Below are 20,656 nucleotides of genomic sequence, written 5' to 3'. Positions count from 1 at the left end.
CGTAGTCTCTACCCCGGTCGGCGTCGGCGGGGGATCCGCCCATGTGCAGAGCGCGATCGATCGTCGGTCGGCGGTCAGGTCGCGCAGTGCGGGGGAGAAGGGAGCAGGGAACTGCAGGCCTGGAGAAAGGCTGGAATGAAGAGCACACACCTGGTGTTGATAACGGCAGGACCCAACCGGAGGAGAGAGCCATGCTGGATCCACAGACCCTGTACAACACCAACCCCGATGTCGTCGGCGATCCCGCCGTCAAGGGGCTTCCGCTGATCATCAGTCTGACCGGTTTCATGGACGCGGGCCACGTCGTCTCCCAGGTGAGCGAGGAACTCCTCGAGATCCTCGAGCACGAGATGGTGGCCGAGTTCGACGCCGATCAGCTCATGGACTACCGCGGTCGCAGGCCGAAGATCACCTTCGTCGAGGACCATCTGACGGACTACCAGCCGCACCGGCTCGAGCTGCACCGGATGTTCGACGGGCTGGGGGAGCCGTTCCTGCTCCTGACCGGCGTCGAGCCCGATCTGCAGTGGGAGCGCTTCGTGAGCGCCGTCACCGGACTCGTGACCGAGCTCGAGGTGCCGCTCATCTCGTGGCTCCACGCGATCCCGATGCCCGTCCCCCATACGCGCCCCATCGGCGTGACTCTGCACGGCAATCGGACCGACATCATCGACGGCATGAATGCCTGGCGCCCGACGGCCGAACTGCAGGCCTCCATCGGCCATGTGCTGGAACTGCGCCTGATCGAGGCGGGGCACGACGTCGTCGGGCATGTCATCCACGTTCCGCACTACCTCGCCGAGGCCGAGTACCCGCCCGCCGCGGTCGCGGGCCTCGAGTACGTAGGAGCGACCGCCCGGCTCGTGCTGCCGACGGACCGGTTGCGGGAGACGGGACGTGACGTCGAACGCCAGATCGCGCGGCAGGTGGGCAACTCCACCGAGGTGCAGTCGGTGGTGGCGTCGCTGGAGAAGCGGTACGACGAATACGCAGACGGTGCCGCGCGCCGATCGCTGCTGGTCAAGGACAACAGCGAACTCGCAAGTGCGGAGGAACTGGGCGCCGCTGTCGAGGCCTATCTTGCGAGTCCGCAGGCCGAAGAGGAATCCACGCTCCTCTGGGACACCGAGTTCCTCGGCACGACTCCCATCGACTACGGCACGACGGACGGCAGTAGCGACGAGCACGGATCCGGCGGGCAGCCCACCGGTGAGCTCGATGGGCGCGACGAAGGGCCGGCTGGACCGGGACCGCGTTCCGCAGTCTGAGGCCCCCGGGCGGCCGAGCTCACGCCTCCCGCCGCCAGGCAGGCCCGCCGTCCCATGGCGGCGGGCTTCTCCGCGTTCGTGCGGGCTGGGACGGACATCGGCGCGCACCTCCACCCGGCGTGCCGCACGGGATAATGGGGAAGTGAATTCTTCGAGGGCACTTCTGGTGTGGGGAGCGGGCGTCACCGCCTACCTCGTCGCCGTGACGCAACGCACGACGTTCGGCGTCGCAGGGCTGGAGGCGACCGATCGGTTCGATGCCTCGGCCTCCCAGCTGTCGGTCTTCACGGTGGTGCAGCTCCTGGTGTACGCGGGCCTGCAGGTTCCCGTCGGTGTCCTGGTGGACAGATGGGGCCCCCGCGCTCTCATCGTGACCGGCGGCGTGCTGATGGCACTCGGTCAGACACAACTGGCGTTCGCGGATTCCGTCAGTGCCGGGATCGCCGGCCGCCTGCTGGTCGGCGCGGGGGACGCGATGACCTTCATCAGCGTCCTCCGGTTGCTTCCGGCATGGTTCGAGCCCCGACGAATTCCGGTGCTGACGCAATGGACCGGCATCGTCGGCCAGCTCGGCCAGGTGGTCTCGGTGATCCCGTTCGTCGCCCTGCTATCGACGCTCGGCTGGCAGCCCGCCTTCCTCGCGGCGGCGGCGTTGTCGGTCGTCGCCGTCGTCCTCTCCGTCACGGTCATCCGCAACTCTCCGCACGAGGACAACGAGCCGACCAGCCAGACGCTCCGCCAGACCGGTACGTCCTTGGCGGAGGCGTGGAAGCAGCCGGGCACGCGACTCGGACTGTGGTCACACTTCACCATCCAGTTCCCGGGCACGGTCTTCGTACTCATGTGGGGTTATCCGTACCTCATCCGCGCGGAGAAGGTCGGCGAGGGACCCGCGTCAGCCCTGATGACCCTGTTCGTCGCCGTGGGCATCGCGTGCGGGCCGCTCCTCGGCCGCTACGTCGGGCGCCACCCGCTGCGGCGGTCGACCATGGTGCTCGCCATCGCGGCGCTGATGGCGGGAGCCTGGCTCGCGGTGCTGCTGTACCCGGGTCCGGCGCCCCTGCCGCTGCTGACACTGCTCGTGGTCGCCCTGGCCATCGGAGGACCGGGCTCGATGATCGCCTTCGACTTCGCCCGTACGTTCAACCCGGCTGCCCGGATCGGCACGGCGACCGGCATCGTCAACATCGGCGGCTTCGTCGCGTCCCTTCTCTCCATGTTCGTCATCGGAGTCGTCCTCGACGTCCTCCTCGGCAGCGGATTCTCCCGCGGGGATCTCTATGCGCTGCCGTCGTTCCGCCTCGCGATGGGGGCACAGCTCGTCCTTCTCGCGGTCGGCGCGTGTGCCGTGGTCATCGCACGGAGGAAAGTACGACGGCGAATGGCCGACCAGGGCGTCGTTGTTCCGCCACTGCGCGATGCACTCGCCCGCGAACGACGTCTCCGCCGGGAGAGGAGAGCCGCCCGGAGGAACGCGACCGGTTGAGCAGGGGCCGCGCCGTGACGCGGCCTTGTCCACATAGGTTCCGGTGGCCCACCGGCGGCGAGGCAGGAGTAGCAGGCTGGCGGCATGTCATCCTCTTCGAGCCCCGAGCAGGGCAGTCCAGCCTCCCCGACCTTCGCCGTCACGTCGCCGGCGGACATCCTGTCCTACATACCGCATGCCCTCGGCTTCATACCCGTCGAGAGTCTGGTGGTGCTGACGACCGACGGACGGCGGCTGGGAGCAACGCTCCGGGTGGACCTGCCGTCCCCCGAGGCGGATCCTCTCGCCTTCGCCGAGGGAGTGCTGTCCTTCCTGCAGGGCGACACCGCTGCGGACGGCGTGCTCCTGGTTGTCTACACCTCCGAGGGCTGGCCTCAGCTCGCGCCGCCGCCGCGCAACGCGCTTGTGCTGAACGTCGAGGCCGTCCTCGGAGCCGCAGGCCTGCCCGTCCGCGGCGGGTGGTTCGTCTCCGACCACGCGTGGCGCGACTACTTCTGCACGGACGACGAGTGCTGCCCCTGGCCCGGGCACACCCTCGACGAGGTCCGGGACAGCCCCCTGAACGCGGAGCTCATCTTCGGCGGGAGCGCCTTCGACTCGTCCGCGTCCACTGCAGTGCTCCGTGCGGCTCCTTTCATCACCGGGAGGATGGAGTCATCGGAGGTCGATACCCAGGCGATCGAGGACGCACAGGCCGAGTATGCGGCGTCCTGCTCCGGCCGGTGGGACAGCGCGGTCCAGTTGCGGGCCACCTCGTCGTTCTGGGATGCCGTTCTCGAGCGACCGGGGGAGCTGCCCGAAGGCATGGAGCCTGCTGTCGCGGCGTTCCTCCTGGCCAGTCTCGAGTCGAGGACCGTCCGCGACTTCCTCCTCGTGAGTGCGTGCATCGGATCCGACGCGGCGCTCGAAGGAGCTGCCTCCTGCGGCCTGATCGGTTCTGTCCCACCGGTCGAGTCACGCGCGCACGAAGGAGACCCGGTGGAACGACCGGTCCTGCCCGCGGTGCGCCGTGCAGGCGCGCTGAGGAGTGCGGTAGACGCCGTGCTGGCTGCCGGGGCGCCTCCGGTCGAACAGCTCGTCACGCCATCGGTGCGGGTGGACGGAGAGGGGACCGGAAGGGACGCGGCGGTGCTCTACGCCGACATTTTGGCCGGCCGCTACAAGGGGCAGATCCGCTGGGAGCGGGTTGACCTCATGACCGGTATCCTCGCGCGGTTGGTCGCCGTATCCAGCGGTGAGTCCCGTGCTGCGGCCCTGACGATGTCCGGGTGGTTCGAATACGCGCGCGGGCGCGGCTCCCGAGCGGCAGTCCTCCTCGACGCAGCCGAGGCCGCGGTACCCGGCTATCGGTTGGCGCGATTGCTCCAGGAACTGCTGCGCCGCGGAGGGCTGCCGGCATGGGCGCGAAGCCGCTCCACCGCCTGGATCTCGAGCGCTCCCAGGTCGTCGTCCCGGGCGGCGTGATGCCGTGTAGCGTCCGTCGTCTACTGCGAGGCCGACACGGCGGACGACCCCGACGGGATGCTCACATCGGACCACGACAATTTACGGGGGATCACGGAATCATGAGACAATGAAATTTGAGACCCGGTTGGGTCCGTGCACCACAACACCACCGAGCATTGTATCGGGGGCATCGCAGAACAGCGTGTTCCCGGGGAATAGCGAGGGCAGCGGGACCGTTTCTCAGGGAGCTGGTCCTGCCGGAGTTGCATGGTAAAAAGCACGGACTTGACAGGGTCATAGTGGTGTTGTCCCTCTGATGGCACCGCACACCGCCGTATGAAAGGTTCTCTGTGTCGGTCAAGAAGACAGCAGCGCCGGCGTCGACAGACGCCGGTACCACCACTACCAAGCGACGGGTAGCGGCCAAGAAGCCCGCCACGAAGGCTGCTTCCTCCGCTGCGGCCGCGAAGGCTTCGACCTCGGACGCACAGGGCTCGGTAGATACGCTCGACGTCGCGGACCCCGCCATCGATGTCGCCGTCGACGTCGACCCCGACGACCTCAAGCCAGAAGCCGCCGAGGTCGGCACGACCACCGGCTTCGTCTACTCCGACGCAGACGACGACGACGCCCCCGCGCAGCAGGTGGTCTCGGCGGGCGCCACGGCTGACCCTGTCAAGGATTACCTCAAGCAGATCGGCAAGGTAGCACTGCTCAACGCGGAGCAGGAGGTCGACCTGGCCCTGCGGATCGAGGCCGGTCTCTTCGCAGAAGAGAAAATCGCTGCCGATCCGGACATGGATCCGAAGTTGAAGCGCGAGCTGGAGTTCGTCATCCATGACGGCAAGCGGGCGAAGAACCACCTGCTCGAAGCGAACCTGCGTCTCGTCGTGTCCTTGGCCAAGCGCTATACGGGCCGCGGCATGCTCTTCCTGGATCTCATCCAGGAGGGCAACCTCGGCCTCATCCGCGCTGTGGAGAAGTTCGACTACACCAAGGGCTTCAAGTTCTCGACCTATGCCACGTGGTGGATCCGCCAGGCCATCACCCGTGCGATGGCGGATCAGGCCCGCACCATCCGCATTCCCGTGCACATGGTGGAAGTCATCAACAAGCTCGCCCGGGTCCAGCGCCAGATGCTGCAGGACCTCGGTCGTGAACCCACTCCGGAGGAACTCGCGCTCGAGCTCGACATGACGCCCGAGAAAGTCGTCGAGGTGCAGAAGTACGGGCGCGAGCCCATCTCCCTCCACACACCCCTGGGGGAGGATGGCGATTCGGAGTTCGGAGACCTCATCGAGGACTCCGAGGCCGTCGTGCCCGCTGACGCCGTGAGCTTCACGCTCCTGCAGGAGCAGCTCCACTCGGTACTGGACACCCTCTCCGAGCGGGAGGCCGGCGTCGTGGCCATGCGCTTCGGACTCACCGATGGCCAGCCGAAAACCCTCGACGAGATCGGGAAGGTGTACGGAGTCACGCGTGAGCGGATCCGTCAGATCGAATCGAAGACCATGTCCAAGCTGCGGCACCCCTCACGTTCGCAGGTGCTGCGGGACTACCTCGACTGACAGTCAGGACCACCCCGTCAGGATTACGACGCAGGGCCTCTCCTCCGGGAGGGGCCCTGCGTCGTACCAGGAGCCACCCGGGAGCGTGCAGCAGCAGCCGGATGCCGTCCTGCATCAACGACAAGGGCCCCCTCCGGTGGAGGGGGCCCTTGTCGAAGGATCAGCGCCTGTACACGGGGCGCCTGCTAGAGGTGTGGGTGCGGCGTCCTGGAACGCTCAGTCGCCGACGATGGCCGGCTTCTCGTGGAGCCGCTGTGTCTCGTCCTGCCACTCCGACGTGAGCGGCTTGAGGTTCGCTTCAACCGCGCGCGCGTGGTGGCCGCAGAACAGAAGCTCTCCACCGGAGGACTGAAGGACTGCCCGCACGTAGGCCTGGGCGCCGCATCGGTCACAGCGGTCCAGGGCAGTTAGTTCGCGAGTTGCTACTGCAGTGGTCATGATTGCCTCCTCATGTGGATCGTGTACTCATATAACCACTATTCGTCGTCACCGCTTCGCAGGCTTGGCCTCCTTTCGCTCCAGGCGTACCAGGGGTATGGGTCACACCACGAGCCGGCAGAAGCCGGCAGTGGATCCTTCCGCGGGACGCGCCTTCCCTCCGGTGTCGGCGGCTCGTAATAAACTGAGGCGACTCTTCCCCGCCATCACCCTCCTGACGCCTGTCCTGGATCGTGCCCGTTCCGCCAAGGAGACCTTCCCGCCGTGACACCTCCCACTTCGGACTACACAGCTCGCCACCTCTCGGTCCTCGAGGGCCTGGAGGCAGTCCGCAAGCGCCCTGGAATGTACATCGGGTCGACGGATTCGCGCGGGCTGATGCACTGCCTCTGGGAGATCATCGACAACTCGGTCGACGAAGCCCTTGCCGGCCACGGGCAGAGCATCACCGTGATTCTCCATGCCGACGGATCCGTTGAGATCCACGACGACGGCCGGGGCATCCCGGTGGACATCGAACCCAAGACCGGCCTCACCGGTGTCGAGGTGGTGTTCACCAAACTGCACGCGGGCGGCAAGTTCGGCGGCGGGTCCTATACGGCGTCGGGCGGTCTCCACGGGGTCGGAGCGAGCGTCGTCAATGCGTTGTCCTCGCGGCTGGACGTCTTCGTCGACCGAGGGAGCAAGACCTACGCGATGTCGTTCCGCCGTGGTGAGCCGGGCATCTTCAGGGACGGCAGGACGCCGTCGCCCACGTCCTCCTTCGAACCGTTCCTCGACGGTTCCCGCCTCGAGGTGGTCGGATCGACCAAGCGCGGCGTGACAGGGACACGCATCAGGTACTGGGCGGACCGGCAGATCTTCACGCCGGATGCCACCTTCTCCTACGAGGAACTGCAGACCCGCGCGCGCCAGACCTCGTTCCTCGTGCCAGGCCTGCGGATCCTGCTGCGGGACGAGCGGAAGCTGCCCGGCACTCCAGGCGAATCGGGCCCGGTGGAGGAGGTCTTCCAGCACGACGGGGGCATCTCCGAGTACGCCGAGTTCCTGGCCCTCGACGCGGCCGTCACCGACGTGTGGCGTTTCCAGGGATCAGGCCGCTTCAAGGAATCAGTTCCGGTGCTGGACGAGCGTGGCCACAGCCAGATGGCCGAGGTGGAGCGCGACTGCGACGTCGACATCGCCCTCCGCTGGGGCATCGGGTATGAGACCACTGTCCGTAGCTATGTCAACATCATCGCGACGCCGAAGGGTGGAACGCACCAGAGCGGATTCGAGCAGGCCCTGCTGAAGACCTTCCGCAAGGTCATCGAGGCGAACGCGCGCAAGCTCAAGGCCGGCAACGACAAGATCGAGAAGGACGACGTCTTCGCCGGGTTGACCGCGGTCCTCACCGTCCGTCTCGCAGAACCGCAGTTCGAAGGCCAGACCAAGGAGATCCTGGGAACCTCCGCGGTGAAGGCGATCGTCGCTAAGGTGGTCGAGAAGGAGCTGCAGGCACGCTTGTCCTCACCGGCGCGGAACGACAAGGCGCAGTCGGCGCTTCTGCTCGAGAAAGTCGTCGCCGAGATGAAGTCCCGCATCTCGGCGAGGGTCCACAAGGAGACCCAGCGGCGCAAGAACGCCTTGGAGACCTCGACCATGCCGGCAAAGCTGGCTGACTGCCGGATCGACGACCAGGAGCGGTCCGAACTCTTCATCGTCGAGGGCGACAGTGCCCTGGGAACGGCGAAGCTCGCGCGGTCCTCGGACTACCAGGCGCTCCTGCCGATCAGGGGAAAGATCCTCAACGTGCAGAAGGCTTCGGTGGGGGACATGCTGTCCAACGCAGAATGTGCAGCCCTCATCCAGGTCGTCGGCGCCGGGTCGGGGCGGAGCTTCCAGCTCGACGCGCGCCGCTACGGCAAGATCATCCTGATGACGGACGCCGACGTCGACGGCGCGCACATCCGGACCCTGCTCCTGACGCTCTTCTTCCGCTACATGCGCCCCCTGGTCGAGGCGGGACGCGTCTATGCCGCTGTTCCACCCCTGCACCGCGTGGAGGTCATCAATAGTGGCTCGAAGGCCAACGAGATGATCTACACCTACTCCGAGGCCGAACTGACCCGCCTTCTGGCCACCATGGAGAAGCAGGGCAAGCGCTACAAGTCGCCGATCCAGCGTTACAAGGGCCTGGGCGAGATGGACGCCGGCCAGTTGGCGGAGACGACGATGGATCCCCGCCACCGTACCCTGCGGCGCGTTCGGATCCAGGAGGCCGAATCGGCCGAGCGCGTCTTCAACCTGCTGATGGGCAGCGACGTAGCGCCGCGCAAGGACTTCATCGTCGCCGGAGCAGCGTCGCTCGACCGGGACCGCATCGACGCCTGACGGGGGATCGTTGCGTTCGGAGTTCCACGTCGGGTGCCGCGGCACCGGTGCGCCGAATCGGACCGCGCCGGCGAGCAGGAACGGCTGCCCCTTGATGATCGGTCGACGCGTCAGCCGAGCAGTTCGGGGGCGACCAGCAGGACCGGCGGCACGACCAGCAGCATCCCGGCGGACGACAGGGCGAGCCCCTGCTGCAGGCGGCTGAGCGGCGGCAGGGGAGTGAGGAGCCGGCGGACACGGTGGGCGATCGACTGTACGTCGGCCGCGCCACCACTCACGTCGGCGATCGCGGGTTCGGGCGCTCTCCTGCCCGCGTCGGCGAGGGGGTCGTCGAGCGCGTCGCGGGAGGACGGAAGCGCACCGGATCCGACGATGGCGATGGCCCGCACGAGGGTCGTCTCGTCCACGTGCCGTAGGGCCTCGTCGTCGGCGAGCATCTCGATCAGTTCGCTCACGGCATGCTGCGCCAGCTGCGAGGTGGGCAGCCACGGGAGCGCCGAACGCCACGCAGCGAAGGCCCAGAGCAACAGGTGGTGTCGCTGGTGCAGGTGGGCGTTCTCATGCGTCAGGACGGCCTCGAGTTCCGCCTGCGTCAGGAGGTCCATGAGCCCGTCCGACATGACGGTCACGGACCGGGCGCCCCCGGGCAGGCAGTACGCCACGGGTGCGGGATGGTTGATCACGAGCGTCGCCGGCTGGTTCGCCGCCGGGGAGCTGAGCAGGGTGAGCATGTCCCGGTGCCGCCGTCTCTGCCGCCTGATGCGGACGAAGGTCAGCGCCAGGGTGAAGACGAGGTGTCCGAACAGCAGGGTTGCTGCGCTGATGGCGAAGACGTGGACGACACCCAGCGTCTGGGCGGAGCCGTCGTCGAGCAGGATCCTGATGAAGCCCGCCGAGGCCGAGATGAGATTGTCACCGAGTGGTTCCAGACCCCAGACGAGCATCGCCCCGATCATGGAGAGCCCGCCCGCGAGAGCTATGGACTGCCACAGCACCATGGCGGTGAAGGGGGCTCGTGCGGGCCACGATGCGCGGGACAGCGCGATAGGGGCGGGCCAGGCGAGGATGATCGCGAGCGCCGCGAGCAGGTACGAGGCCCAGAACACGGTGGGGTCAGCTGCTGCCGAGCAGCTTGCGGAGTGTCTCGGCCTCCGCCTCCGAGACGCTGCCGATGAAACGGGCGAGGACGGCTTCACGGTCCGGCGCCGTCACGAGGACTTCGTGCATGAGCTCCGCAGTGTGGTCCTCGCGGCTCGTCACGGACTTGTACCGGTGGGGGCGACTGTCGCGCTCCCGCTCCACAAGGCCCTTCTTCTCCAGTCGTGACAACACGGTGAGCACCGTTGTCACGGCGAGTTCGCGCCCCGCTTCTCCCGATGGGGCTTCTGCGATCGCGTCCCGCAGTTCGTTGGCGGTTATCGCTTCAGGCGTTGCCCACAGCAGTTCCATCACTGTGCGTTCGAGGTCTCCGAGCGTTGCCATGTTCTTCCTTCAATCGAGACTGGGTCCGGGCCTGCGAAGGATCCGAACCCGCTCCCCACAGGGAGCGATGATGCGTGATGCATCTAACGTACAGCGTCGTCGCCAACATTTCTACTCTGTGTAGAAATGAGGCGGAATTTGTTCTACGATATGTAGTAGAACTTCTTCTACAAGCTGTAGAAGTATCGTCGACGCCGACGCCAGGCGCTGCTGAGAGGGCCCGATGGAAGCCTTGGAAATTGCCAGGTGGCAATTCGGAATCACCACTGTCTACCACTTCCTGATGGTTCCCCTGACCATCGGGCTGGGGCTTCTAGTCGCCGTGATGCAGACCATGTGGCACCGCACCGGCAAGGACCACTACCTCCGCATGACCAAGTTCTGGGGCAAGCTCTTCCTCATCAACTTCATCATGGGCGTGGCTACCGGGCTCGTGCAGGAGTTCCAGTTCGGGATGGCATGGAGCGAGTACAGCCGCTTCGTGGGCGATGTCTTCGGAGCTCCCCTGGCGATGGAGGCACTCCTCGCCTTCTTCGTCGAATCCACCTTCCTCGGCCTCTGGATCTTCGGGTGGGGGCGGCTACCACGCGGCATCCACCTGCTGTCCCTGTGGGCAGCCGTCCTGGCCTCCGTGTTCTCCGCCTATTTCATCCTGGTGGCCAACTCCTGGATGCAGCATCCCGTCGGCGTCGAGATGGTCGACGGACGGCCCGTGATGGTGGACGCCTGGGCGGTGTTCACCAACAACACCGCACTGGTGGCGTTTCCGCACACTGTCTTCGGTGCCCTCGCCGTCGCGGGAGCGTTCCTCCTCGGCATCAGCTGGTACCACCTGTGGAAGCGGCGCCATGACGGCCTCGACACCGTCGGCCCCGACGGAGCCGTCGTCGTGGGGGACGGAGGCGGGTCCCGCGACATGAAGGACCACACAGTCTGGCTCCGGTCCGCTCGCGCCGGCGCCGTCGTCGCCATGATCGCCTTCGCAGGTACCGGCATCACCGGCGATCTCCAGGGCAAGCTCATGTTCGACCAGCAGCCCATGAAGATGGCTGCCGCCGAGGCTGCCTGCCACGACGGCACGGGTTTCTCGATCCTCTCCGTCGGCAATCTGGGCGCGCAGAGCTGCGACGACATCACCGCGGTCATCGAGGTACCCGGGGTGCTGTCCTTCCTGGCCAACGGTGACTTCACCACCGAGGTGAAGGGTGTGAACACCCTGCTCCCGGAGTACCAGGAGAAGTACGGCACGACGCTTCCGGACGACCCCATGTACGGCGAGCGCGCCGGGACCGAGATCGACTACCTGCCGGTGATGGAAGTCACCTACTGGGGGTTCCGCATCATGATCGGCTTCGGTGCGATCGCCGCGGCCGCGGCAGCAGTCGCCCTGTGGGTCCTGCGCAGGGGAACGGTCCCGGAGTCACGGTGGCTCATGCGGCTCGCGGTGTTCGGCATCCTCGCCCCGTTCGGTGCCAACTCGGCAGGCTGGATCTTCACCGAGATGGGACGGCAGCCGTTCGTCGTGGCACCCAACCCGGACCCCTCCGGCATCGACAGCGTCTTCATGTTCACCGCGGCAGCCGTCTCGCCCGGAGTATCCCTCGCCGAGCTGGTCGCCTCCTTCATCGTGCTGACATCCGTGTATGCCGTCCTCCTCGTCGTCGAGGTGAAGCTCCTCTTCACCTACGTCCGCGGCGGTACGGCCTCCGCCATGCCGGAGTTGGCCCATCAGGACGAGGCGTCCCGCCCGCAGCCCGACAGGAAGGACGACGGCGATGTCCTCGCCTTCGCGTACTGACCCAGTTGCCGGCGGATCCGTCCGCACGGCCGACGGCGCCCCTGGAAATGCTCCCGTACCGATGACCGCCCCCAAAGCCCGGAAGGTTCCACGATGACCGAGGCACTGCCTACCCTCTGGTTCGTACTGATCGCCGTTCTGTGGGCCGGATACCTCTTCCTCGAGGGGTTCGATCTCGGGGTGGGGATGCTCATGAAGCTCATGGCCCGCAACGACACGCAGCGGCGCGTGCTCCTGAACACCGTCGGTCCCGTCTGGGACGGCAACGAGGTGTGGCTCGTGACGGCGGTCGGTGCGACGTTCGCGGCGTTTCCCCACTGGTACGCATCACTCCTCTCCGCGCTCTACCTCCCGTTCCTCGTCGTGCTGCTCGGCCTGATCTTCCGCGCCGTGGCCTTCGAGTGGCGCGGCAAGCGGGACAGTGACGCGTGGCGCAATCGCTGGGACTGGGCTATCGCGATCGGATCCTTCACGGCCGCAGCAGGCATCGGGGCCGCCCTCGCACTGACGACGACAGGACTTCCGCTCGACGCCGACGGCAACCGCGTAGGTGGCGCTTTCGCCTGGGCCACCGCTCCGGCGTTCCTCGGGGCGGCCGCCGTCGTGCTGTTCTGCCTCGTGCATGCCGCTGCATTCCTTGCACTGAAGACCGAAGGGGGTGTGCGCGGCCAGGCGGACCGCCTGTTCCGGCGCTTGCTTCCGCTGGCGATGATCCCGTTCGTCGGCTGGGCGCTTCTGGTCCAGGCCGACACGGGATCGGTGGTCACCTGGCTCGTCGTCGTCCTCGCTGTGGTGGCGTTCGTCGCCGCTCACCGATCCTCCACCGCGGGACGGGACGGCCGTGCCTTCGCCGCGCTCGGCGTCGGAATGCTTGCGCTGGTCGGGTCGATCTTCGGCGCGGTCTTCCCGGTCGTCCTTCCCTCGACACTCGATGCGGCCTTCGACCTGACGACGCAGAACGCGGCCTCCTCGCCGTACACGCTCGGCCTCATGAGCGTCGTCGCCTGCTTCGGACTGCCGCTTGTCCTGGCGTATCAGGCATGGACATACTGGGTCTTCCGGCGGCGCGTCTCGGAAGCGAGCATCCCGGCAGCACATGCCATCACAGCGCTGTGAGCGAAGCCATCAGGACGGCCATGCCCCAGCACCAGGACCCACCGATCACCCCGGCAGGCAGTACCAGGCCGCGGGCCCGCCCGGTGTCTCCCATGGCAGTTCTGACGTCGGGCGGACCGGCGGGAGCAGCGGGATCGACGGCAGCGGTGTACCTCCTCGGCGGCCTCGCCGCAGCCCGAGCTGCCGGGCTGGTGCTGATGGCGCAGGCCCTCGCGCTCGGCATCGCGTCTGCCGCCTCGGAGTCGCTGGACGTCCGGGCCGTCCTGGTGCAGGGAATCCTCGGCGCCGCACTGCGCACCGTTGCCGCCTGGGGGCAGGATGCGACCGCAGCGCGCCTCGCCCTCGGCGTGAAGGAGCGGATGCGGGAGGCCGCCCTGCTGCGTGTCCTCGACGACGGCGGCACCACCCGTGCGGCGGTCCCGGGCAATGGGCAGGGATCACTCGCCGTGCTGCTGACCCGCGGGCTGGACGGGATCGACAAGTACTACACGCAGTACCTCCCCGCCCTGATCACCTGCGCCGTGGTTCCGCCGCTGATCGGCGCGCGGATCCTCGCAGCCGACTGGATCAGCGCCCTCATCATCGTCCTGACCGTGCCGCTCGTGCCGGTCTTCATGGTCCTGATCGGGCTCCACACGCAGGAACGCACGCAGCAGGCGGCGGCCGCGCTGGCACGCCTCTCCGACCACCTGCTCGAACTGGCGAGGGGACTGCCCGTCCTCGTCGGGCTGGGCCGTGCGGCGGAACAGACCCGTGCCCTGCGCGACATCGCCGGCGCCTACACCTCGCGCACCATGACGACGCTGCGCACCGTCTTCCTGTCCTCGCTCGCGCTCGAACTCATCAGCACCATCTCGGTCGCCGTCGTCGCGGTGTTCGCCGGGGTTCGCCTCATCCAGGGAGACCTCGACCTGGAGACAGCGCTGATCGCGCTGATCCTCGCGCCGGAATGTTACGGCCCCCTGCGCGACGTCGGTGCGGCGCACCACGCCAGCGAGGACGGCGAGGAGGCGGGTGCCAGCGTCCGTGCGGTCATCGACGCTCCCGCAGTACCTGCCACCTCCCCCGCCGGCGGTTCGTTCCCTGACGGCTCGGGCGAGGGCCTCGTCCCGGGCAGCATCAGGGTGCAGGGACTCACCGCACGGTACGACGGCGTCCTCGAACCGGTGGTCGACGACGTCTCGTTCGTCCTGGAGCCAGGAACCGTGACGGCTCTTCGCGGTGCGAGCGGTTCCGGTAAATCCACCCTCATGCGAGCCATGGCAGGGGGAGCGGCCGTGCCCGCCGGGCTCCGTCTGGAGGGGCGCATCGAGGGGCTCGACGACGGCGACGTCGCCTGGGTGCCGCAGCACCCAGAGCTCCTGCTCGACACGGTCCGTGCCGAGCTCGCCCTGTACGCGGGTCTGGCCGAGGATGCCCCCGCCATCGAGGACCAGCTTGCGTCCACGGGCGCAGCGGGACTCGCGGAGCGCAGGGGTGCGGAGCTGAGCCCGGGCGAGCTGCGGCGGGTCGCCGTCGCCCGCGCGCTCCTGAGGGCCAAGGACACCTCGGTCCGGTTGTTGTTGCTCGACGAGCCGACCGCACACGTCGACGCGGACGCTTCGCGCGCCATCCGTACGGCGATCGAGGCCCGTCGACCCGGTCTGACAGTCCTCCTGATCGCTCACGACGACGAAACTGCCGGCATCGCGTCCCGCGAGGTGTGGCTCGGATCGGCTCCTGCCCGGCGAGCTTTCGGCCCCGTAGCGAGCGGGACCGGTTCACCCGCTTCCCCTCCGCGTGCGCCTGCGACGGCCACCCTTGCAACCGCGAGCCTCACGACGGCCGACGTCGCGACGACCGACGCCACCGCGGGCGGTGCCGATCCGGGTGCCGATCCGGCCGCCGCCCGTTCGGCCGACGCGTCAGGTGCCGATCCGGGTGCTGCTCGGGTCCGTGTCGATCCGGGACTCGACTCCGGCGCCGCCCGTTCGGCCGGCGCGTCGGACGCAGCCGGGCCGGATGCTCCAGACGCGATGACAGTCGCTGTTCCCTCGCGGACGGTGGTCGATTCAGCGCGTGGCGTCCTGGCCCTCGTGCGTCCCTGGGACAGGCGATTCCTTGCCGCAGCAGGCCTGGGGTTCGGAGCGTCGGCCTTCGCCGTTGCACTGACGGCACTGAGCGGCTGGCTGATCGTGCGCGCCGCCGAGCAACCGCCGATCCTCTACCTCCTCACCGCCATCGTCGGCGTCCGGTTCTTCGGGATCGGGCGTTCCCTCCTGCGCTACGAGGAACGCCTCTGGCTGCACCGGGCGGCGTTCCGCCGCGCCGACGACACCCGGTTGCGGTTGTGGACCGGCCTCCTCCGAGCGGGACAGTCGTGGCGCACCATCGCGCACGGATCGGGCGGCATCGAACGGCTGGTCGGTGACATCGACGAGTTGCGGGACCTCTCCTCCCGGGCCCTGCTGCCGTTCGTCACGTCGGTGCTGACGGCGCTTGCCGCGATCGTCATCACGGCCGCGCTGCACCCGGCATCCCTCGGCTGGCAGGCACTTCCGGTCGCAGTCGCACTCGTCGTCGCGCCGACCATCGCGGTGCTGCGCGAGCGGTCCGCGGGTGCCGCCGCGGTACAGGTCCGGGCGGATGCGCTCGAGCGCGTGACCGCTCTGCTGCGCGCAGCACCGGATCTGCGTGTGAACGACGCACACCGCGCTGCGCTCCGGTCGACCACGCAACTCGACGGGCAGGCGTCGACCGCCGCCCGGCGGTCCGCCGCCGCAGCAGGCGCCTCCACCGCTGTCATCGTGGCGGCCTGCTGCACCACAGCCCTTGGCATCCTGGTGACTGCAACGGGTCTGCCCGCCGATCTGACAGCGGTACTCGTGCTCATGCAGCTCGCGCTGATCGAACCGTTCGTCGCCGGCACGTCGGCGGTGCAGCACTGGGGTCCGCTGTCAGCCGTCACCCGCCGGATCCTGCCGCGCCTCGGCTCATCGGATGAGTGGCGGGAGGAGCCCGACGGCGCCGTGGGGCGACAGGCCCCGGTACGGACGATCGTCCTCGAGCGCGCCGGCGTGGGCTACGAGGCAGGGCATCCGGTAGTGACCGGCGTCGATCTCGAACTGGTGCCCGGTCGCTGGACCGGTCTCACCGGTCCTTCGGGAAGTGGGAAGTCGACGCTGATCGGGGCGCTGCTGGGTTTCCTGCCCCTCGAGGAGGGCCGGCTGCTCGTGGATGGAGCGCCGAGCGACGGAAACCGTCCGCGGATCGCATGGTGTCCCCAGGAGAGCCACCTGTTCTCGTCCAGCGTGCGGTCGAACCTGCAGCTGGCTCGCCTGCCCGATGATCCCGCCACCGAGGAAGAGTTGGCGGCCGCGCTCCGAGCGGTCGGGCTGACGGACATGGTGGCCGGTCTGGAGCAGGGTCTCGACGCTCCTGTCGGTCCGGGCGGATCGCGATTGTCCGGCGGCCAGCGCCAGCGGCTGGCTGTGGCGCGCGCCCTGCTCACCCGGTCCAGGGTCCTCCTGCTCGACGAGCCCACCGCCCACCTCGATACCGATGGCGCCCGCTCGCTGTTGGCGGACCTGCGGCAGGGGCTCCCCGATACTGCAGTGCTGCTGGTCACCCATGATCCGGACGAAGCAGCCACCTGCGACGACGTCGTGGTGCTCGGCGCGACCACTGCGTCACCAGCACGGGATGCAGTGTGAGGCACGAGTGGAAGGCACGCGACCGGCGCGGGTTGCACCCCGCCACCCTGGTTCGGTGGGCCCCGATTCCCGCGTTCGTGCAGGAGGTCCGCGCAGAGCGGCCCGCCCTGCCATACGCTGGAATCATGACCACGCCCGATCTGCCAGGACAGGAAGTTCATGCCACGGGAACTCCCGGGCCCGCCGAACCGATCCTGCCGGGGGTGCTCCGATGGCGGCCGCTGACCCACTCGGACATCGACCGCTGGCTGGAACTGGTCAAGCGCATCGCTGCGGAGGACGAGCCGGACTGGGTTGAGCAGCGCGCTGATCTCGAGCAGGCACTGCATGCATCGAAGAACGATCCTCGCAGGGACAGCGTCGGCGGGTTCGACGACGACGGCGTGCTGCGCGCCTTCGGACGCCTGTCCATGAATCCCGGATCGTCGCTCGTGCACGGGGCCGGGGGCGTGGACCCGGCGTGGCGCGGGCGCGGCATCGGCCGGAAGGTCCTCGAGTGGCAGGCGTGGCGGGCCGGAATGCGCCTGCGGGAGACCGGGCAGGCCGAAGGCGTCTTCAGGAACTACGTCGAGGAACGCAATCCCTCGCATCTCGCACTGCTGACGGCGAGCGGAAGCAGTATCGTCCGGTACTTCACGGAGATGACGCGGCCGCTCGACCAGCCGATACCCGAGCTGCCCTTCCCACCGGAGCTGGAGCTGGTGAGCTTCGCCGACGGTGCGGACCGCAATATCGTGGAACTGGTCCGCCTGGCCCACAACGACGCCTTCCAGGACCACTGGGGGAGCGAGCCCCGTGACCAGGAGTCATGGCAGTTCACGGTCAGCCACCCGGAGTTCCGCGCCGACTGGAGTATCGCGCTCGTCGACCCGGCGGCGGGCGAGGTCGTCGCATACCAGCTCGCCAGCTACGACCCGGACTCGAAGGACCTGCTGAGCCACTCCGAGGGGTACACGGACCTGCTGGGGGTCAGGAGGACATGGCGGGGCCGGGGGCTCGCGCCCGCGCTCCTCGCCGAGGCGATGAAGCGCTACCGTGCAGCCGGTATGGAGAACGCGGGCCTCGGCGTCGATACCGAGAATCCCTCGGGAGCGCTGGGGCTCTACGAGCGAATGGGCTACGTACCCACGCAGCGCTCCATCGTGTTCGACCTGCCGCTGAGGGTAGGCGCTGAGTAGGAAAACGTCCGTCGCGCTTCCCGACACGCCTCCGTGCTCGCCGCCCTGCATCGCGGGGCGAATTGCCCCGCACGCCTGCGTGCCCGGGTGACCGAGCCGGCATCAGGGCTCCGAGCGGCGTCGATAGCGAGCGGCGTCGATAGAACGCGGCGATTTAGAGCAGCGTGCCCTGCCCGTCGTCGGGATCCTGCTCCGTCACGGGGACCTCGGGGGCCGATCCGTCCACGATCCGAACACCCCCGGAGGATCCGCCCGCAGCCGGTGCCGCCGGGCGGGACGCTTCGATGAGCCCGAGCAGGCTCGGCCCGACGGCGTCGATCTGCTGCGTCAGGGGGACCCCCGAGCCGTCGCGCCGCCCGTGCTCCGTGGGAAGGGCCCGTGCAACCCCGTTGGCCGACGCGGCGCGCGCCGGACCGTGGCCCGCCCACGCCAGCGACAGCGACTCCTCCCCGCGCAGGAAGCGATGGGCCCTCACCCCGGCCGTGGCACGCCCCTTGGCGGGGTACTCGGCGAACTCGGTGATCTTCGCCGAACCGGCGGCCGTACCCGGCAGTGCGTCTCCTGCCGCGGCGATCGTCACCACCACGCCCTGATCGTCCCCGTTCGCGACGGCGCCGAAGTGCAGGACGCTGTCGCCGGGGGCCAGTTTGATGCCTGCCATGCCACCCGCCGTGCGGCCCTGAGGGCGCACCGCCGACGCCGGGAAGCGCAGCAGCTGGGCGAGGCGTGTGATGAACACGAGGTCGTCGGCATCCGACGCCGCGGCGATGCCGACCACCTTGTCCTTCGGTTTGAGCGAGATGACCTCCCAGTCGTCCCGGTTCAGCGGATAGTCCGGCTGCACCCGCTTCACCACTCCCTGTGCTGTTCCGAGCGCCACGACGCCGTTGAGCGGCGCCAGCCCCACGAGGCTCTCACCCCGTTGCAGGGTGATGAATTCGGACGACGGCACGCCGCCGGCGAGGTTCGGGACGCCCGCGGTAGGCGGAAGGGCCGGCATGTCCATGACTTGGAGCCGGATCATGCGACCGGCGGACGTCACGGCCCCGACCTCGCCGCGTGCCGTCGACGGCAGCACGGACCGGAAGGCGTCGTGCTTGATGCGCTGGCCGTCACCGAGCGGCTGGCGGTCGGAGGTGCGCGCGAGCTGGCCGGAGGCGGACAGCAGGACCCAGCAGGGATCGTCGGCGATTTCCAGCGGCAGGACGGCCTTTGCACCCTTGCCGGCGGGAGCGGGGAGGACGGAGCCCTTGAGCGGTGCCGCGGCCTCGGATTCGAGGAGCACCGTGCGGCGGGGCGTCGCGAACTGCTCCGACAGTTCGGCGAGCTCGTCGGACACGAGCGCGCGGAGCCGTCCCTCGGAGCCGAGGACGGCCTCGAGCTCGGCGATCTCGAGGCGGAGCTGCTGCTGTTCCTTCTCCAGCTCGATTCGCGAGTACTTCGTCAGCTGACGGAGGCGGAGCTCGAGAATGTAGTTGGCCTGGATCTCCGAGAGGTCGTAGATGGCCATGAGCCGCTCGCGCGCCGCCGAGGACTCGTCGGAGGACCGGATGATCTGGATGACCTCGTCGATGTCGACGATCGCGACCAGCAGGCCTTCCACGAGGTGCAGGCGGTCCCGCTTGCGCTGCAGCCGGTAGGACGTGCGACGGCGGACGACGAGGATCCGGTGCGTGATGTAGACCTGGAGCAGCTCGACGAGCCCGAGGGTGCGCGGCTGCCCGTCGACGAGGGCCACGTTGTTGATGCCGAAGGAGTCCTCCATCGGCGTGAAGCGGTACAGCTGCGCGAGGACGGCATTGGGGTTGAACCCGTTCTTGAGCTCGATCACGAGGCGCAGGCCGTGCATGCGGTCCGTGAGGTCGACGATGTCGGAGATGCCCTGCAGCTTCTTGGACGTGACGGCGTCCTTGATGCGCTCGATGACCTTCTCGGGCCCGACCGTGTAGGGGAGCTCCGTGACCACGAGCCCCGTGCGCCGCGCGGACAGCTGTTCGACGGTCACGGTGGCGCGGGTCCTGAAGGAACCGCGGCCGGTGGCGTACGCGTCCCGGATGCCCTCCAGACCGACGATCTTGCCACCGCTCGGGAGATCGGGACCCGGGACGAAACGCGTCAGGTCTTCGAGCGTGGCATCCGGGTTGGCGATGAGGTGTCGTGCCGCCGCGACGACCTCCCCCAGATTGTGCGGTGGCATGTTCGTCGCCATGCCGACGGCGATGCCGCTGGCCCCGTTGACGAGCAGGTTCGGGAACGCGGCCGGCAGCACTTCCGGCTGGGTGAGCTGGTTGTCGTAGTTCGGGACGAAGTCGACGACGTCCTCGTCGAGGTGGTCCGTCATCGTGAGGGCGGCGGCGGCGAGGCGCGCCTCGGTGTACCTTGCAGCGGCAGGACCGTCGTCGAGCGACCCGAAGTTGCCGTGCCCGTCGATCAGCGGAAGCCTCAGGGAGAAGTCCTGCGCCATCCGCACCATGGCGTCGTAGATGGCGCTGTCCCCGTGCGGGTGCAACTTGCCCATGACCTCCCCGACGACGCGTGCGGACTTCACATGGCCACGGTCCGGGCGCAGCCCCATGTCCGTCATCATGTACAGGATGCGCCGCTGCACGGGCTTCAGCCCGTCGCGGGCGTCAGGAAGAGCGCGCGAGTAGATGACGGAGTACGCGTACTCCAGGAAGGATTCTTCCATCTCGGCTTCGACGTCGATGTCGATGATCTTCTCGGTGAAATCCTCCGGCGGAGCGGAGTTCTGGCGCCTGGCCATGTGCGTGGCGGTTCCTCAACAACTCAGGTGTGTGATCGGGTGGTCGG

Annotated in this window: 12 protein-coding genes and 1 pseudogene; 9 read left to right on the top strand and 4 right to left on the bottom strand. The window is 68.2% G+C overall.

Features of this window, described 5'->3' with window-relative positions; genetic code table 11:
• Positions 1 to 191: 191 nt before the first annotated feature.
• From FDK12_RS09535 to FDK12_RS09520, 4 genes and pseudogenes are all read left to right on the top strand, one after another.
• Positions 192 to 1,085: pseudogene (locus FDK12_RS09535) on the top strand (proteasome assembly chaperone family protein); the annotation flags it as partial.
• A gap of 325 nt (positions 1,086 to 1,410) precedes the next feature.
• On the top strand, positions 1,411 to 2,754 hold the full coding sequence (locus FDK12_RS09530; RefSeq protein WP_137369355.1) for an MFS transporter: 1,344 nt from the start codon (positions 1,411 to 1,413) through the stop codon (positions 2,752 to 2,754).
• A gap of 84 nt (positions 2,755 to 2,838) precedes the next feature.
• Positions 2,839 to 4,218: a DUF4192 domain-containing protein gene (locus FDK12_RS09525; RefSeq protein ID WP_137369354.1), complete on the top strand. Its 1,380-nt coding sequence runs from the start codon at positions 2,839 to 2,841 to the stop codon at positions 4,216 to 4,218.
• Positions 4,219 to 4,550: 332 nt separating this feature from the next.
• Positions 4,551 to 5,768 (top strand): RNA polymerase sigma factor, encoded by a 1,218-nt coding sequence (locus FDK12_RS09520; protein ID WP_137369353.1) that lies wholly within the window; start codon positions 4,551 to 4,553, stop codon positions 5,766 to 5,768.
• 216 nt (positions 5,769 to 5,984) lie between these two features.
• Here FDK12_RS09520 and FDK12_RS09515 read toward each other — a convergent pair whose 3' ends face one another.
• Entirely contained in the window at positions 5,985 to 6,206 is a 222-nt protein-coding gene (locus tag FDK12_RS09515; RefSeq protein WP_137369352.1) for a hypothetical protein, read from the bottom strand.
• Between the two features lie 264 nt (positions 6,207 to 6,470).
• Between FDK12_RS09515 and FDK12_RS09510 the strand changes: the two genes are divergently transcribed.
• Entirely contained in the window at positions 6,471 to 8,579 is a 2,109-nt protein-coding gene (locus FDK12_RS09510) for a type IIA DNA topoisomerase subunit B (protein ID WP_104117442.1), read from the top strand.
• A gap of 110 nt (positions 8,580 to 8,689) precedes the next feature.
• On the opposite strand, the gene FDK12_RS09505 is transcribed toward FDK12_RS09510, so the two are convergent.
• Complete coding sequence (locus FDK12_RS09505; protein WP_137369351.1) at positions 8,690 to 9,685, bottom strand: M56 family metallopeptidase; 996 nt, start codon at positions 9,683 to 9,685, stop codon at positions 8,690 to 8,692.
• 7 nt (positions 9,686 to 9,692) lie between these two features.
• Positions 9,693 to 10,061 (bottom strand): BlaI/MecI/CopY family transcriptional regulator, encoded by a 369-nt coding sequence (locus tag FDK12_RS09500; protein WP_137369350.1) that lies wholly within the window; start codon positions 10,059 to 10,061, stop codon positions 9,693 to 9,695.
• A 223-nt stretch (positions 10,062 to 10,284) separates the two neighbouring features.
• Between FDK12_RS09500 and FDK12_RS09495 the strand changes: the two genes are divergently transcribed.
• The 4 genes from FDK12_RS09495 (at position 10,285) to FDK12_RS09480 (ending at position 17,845) form a co-directional block, all read left to right on the top strand.
• Positions 10,285 to 11,859 (top strand): cytochrome ubiquinol oxidase subunit I, encoded by a 1,575-nt coding sequence (locus FDK12_RS09495; RefSeq protein WP_137369349.1) that lies wholly within the window; start codon positions 10,285 to 10,287, stop codon positions 11,857 to 11,859.
• Positions 11,860 to 11,952: 93 nt separating this feature from the next.
• Positions 11,953 to 12,975: a cytochrome d ubiquinol oxidase subunit II gene (gene cydB / locus FDK12_RS09490; RefSeq protein WP_137369348.1), complete on the top strand. Its 1,023-nt coding sequence runs from the start codon at positions 11,953 to 11,955 to the stop codon at positions 12,973 to 12,975.
• A gap of 92 nt (positions 12,976 to 13,067) precedes the next feature.
• Positions 13,068 to 16,667 carry a thiol reductant ABC exporter subunit CydD gene (gene cydD / locus FDK12_RS09485; protein ID WP_189636316.1) on the top strand — a complete coding sequence of 1,200 codons (3,600 nt, stop codon included), beginning with the start codon at positions 13,068 to 13,070 and terminating at the stop codon, positions 16,665 to 16,667.
• Between the two features lie 125 nt (positions 16,668 to 16,792).
• Positions 16,793 to 17,845 (top strand): GNAT family N-acetyltransferase, encoded by a 1,053-nt coding sequence (locus FDK12_RS09480; RefSeq protein WP_223263206.1) that lies wholly within the window; start codon positions 16,793 to 16,795, stop codon positions 17,843 to 17,845.
• A gap of 154 nt (positions 17,846 to 17,999) precedes the next feature.
• On the opposite strand, the gene FDK12_RS09475 is transcribed toward FDK12_RS09480, so the two are convergent.
• Positions 18,000 to 20,609 carry a DNA topoisomerase (ATP-hydrolyzing) subunit A gene (locus tag FDK12_RS09475; RefSeq protein WP_137369346.1) on the bottom strand — a complete coding sequence of 870 codons (2,610 nt, stop codon included), beginning with the start codon at positions 20,607 to 20,609 and terminating at the stop codon, positions 18,000 to 18,002.
• Between the last annotated feature and the right edge of the window lie 47 nt (positions 20,610 to 20,656).

The sequence above is a fragment of the Arthrobacter sp. NamB2 genome (assembly GCF_005281365.1).
In the GTDB taxonomy this organism is placed as follows: domain Bacteria; phylum Actinomycetota; class Actinomycetes; order Actinomycetales; family Micrococcaceae; genus Arthrobacter_D.
The sequence above is the reverse complement of the archived record's forward strand: the minus strand, read 5'-3'. Positions and strand labels throughout refer to the sequence as shown.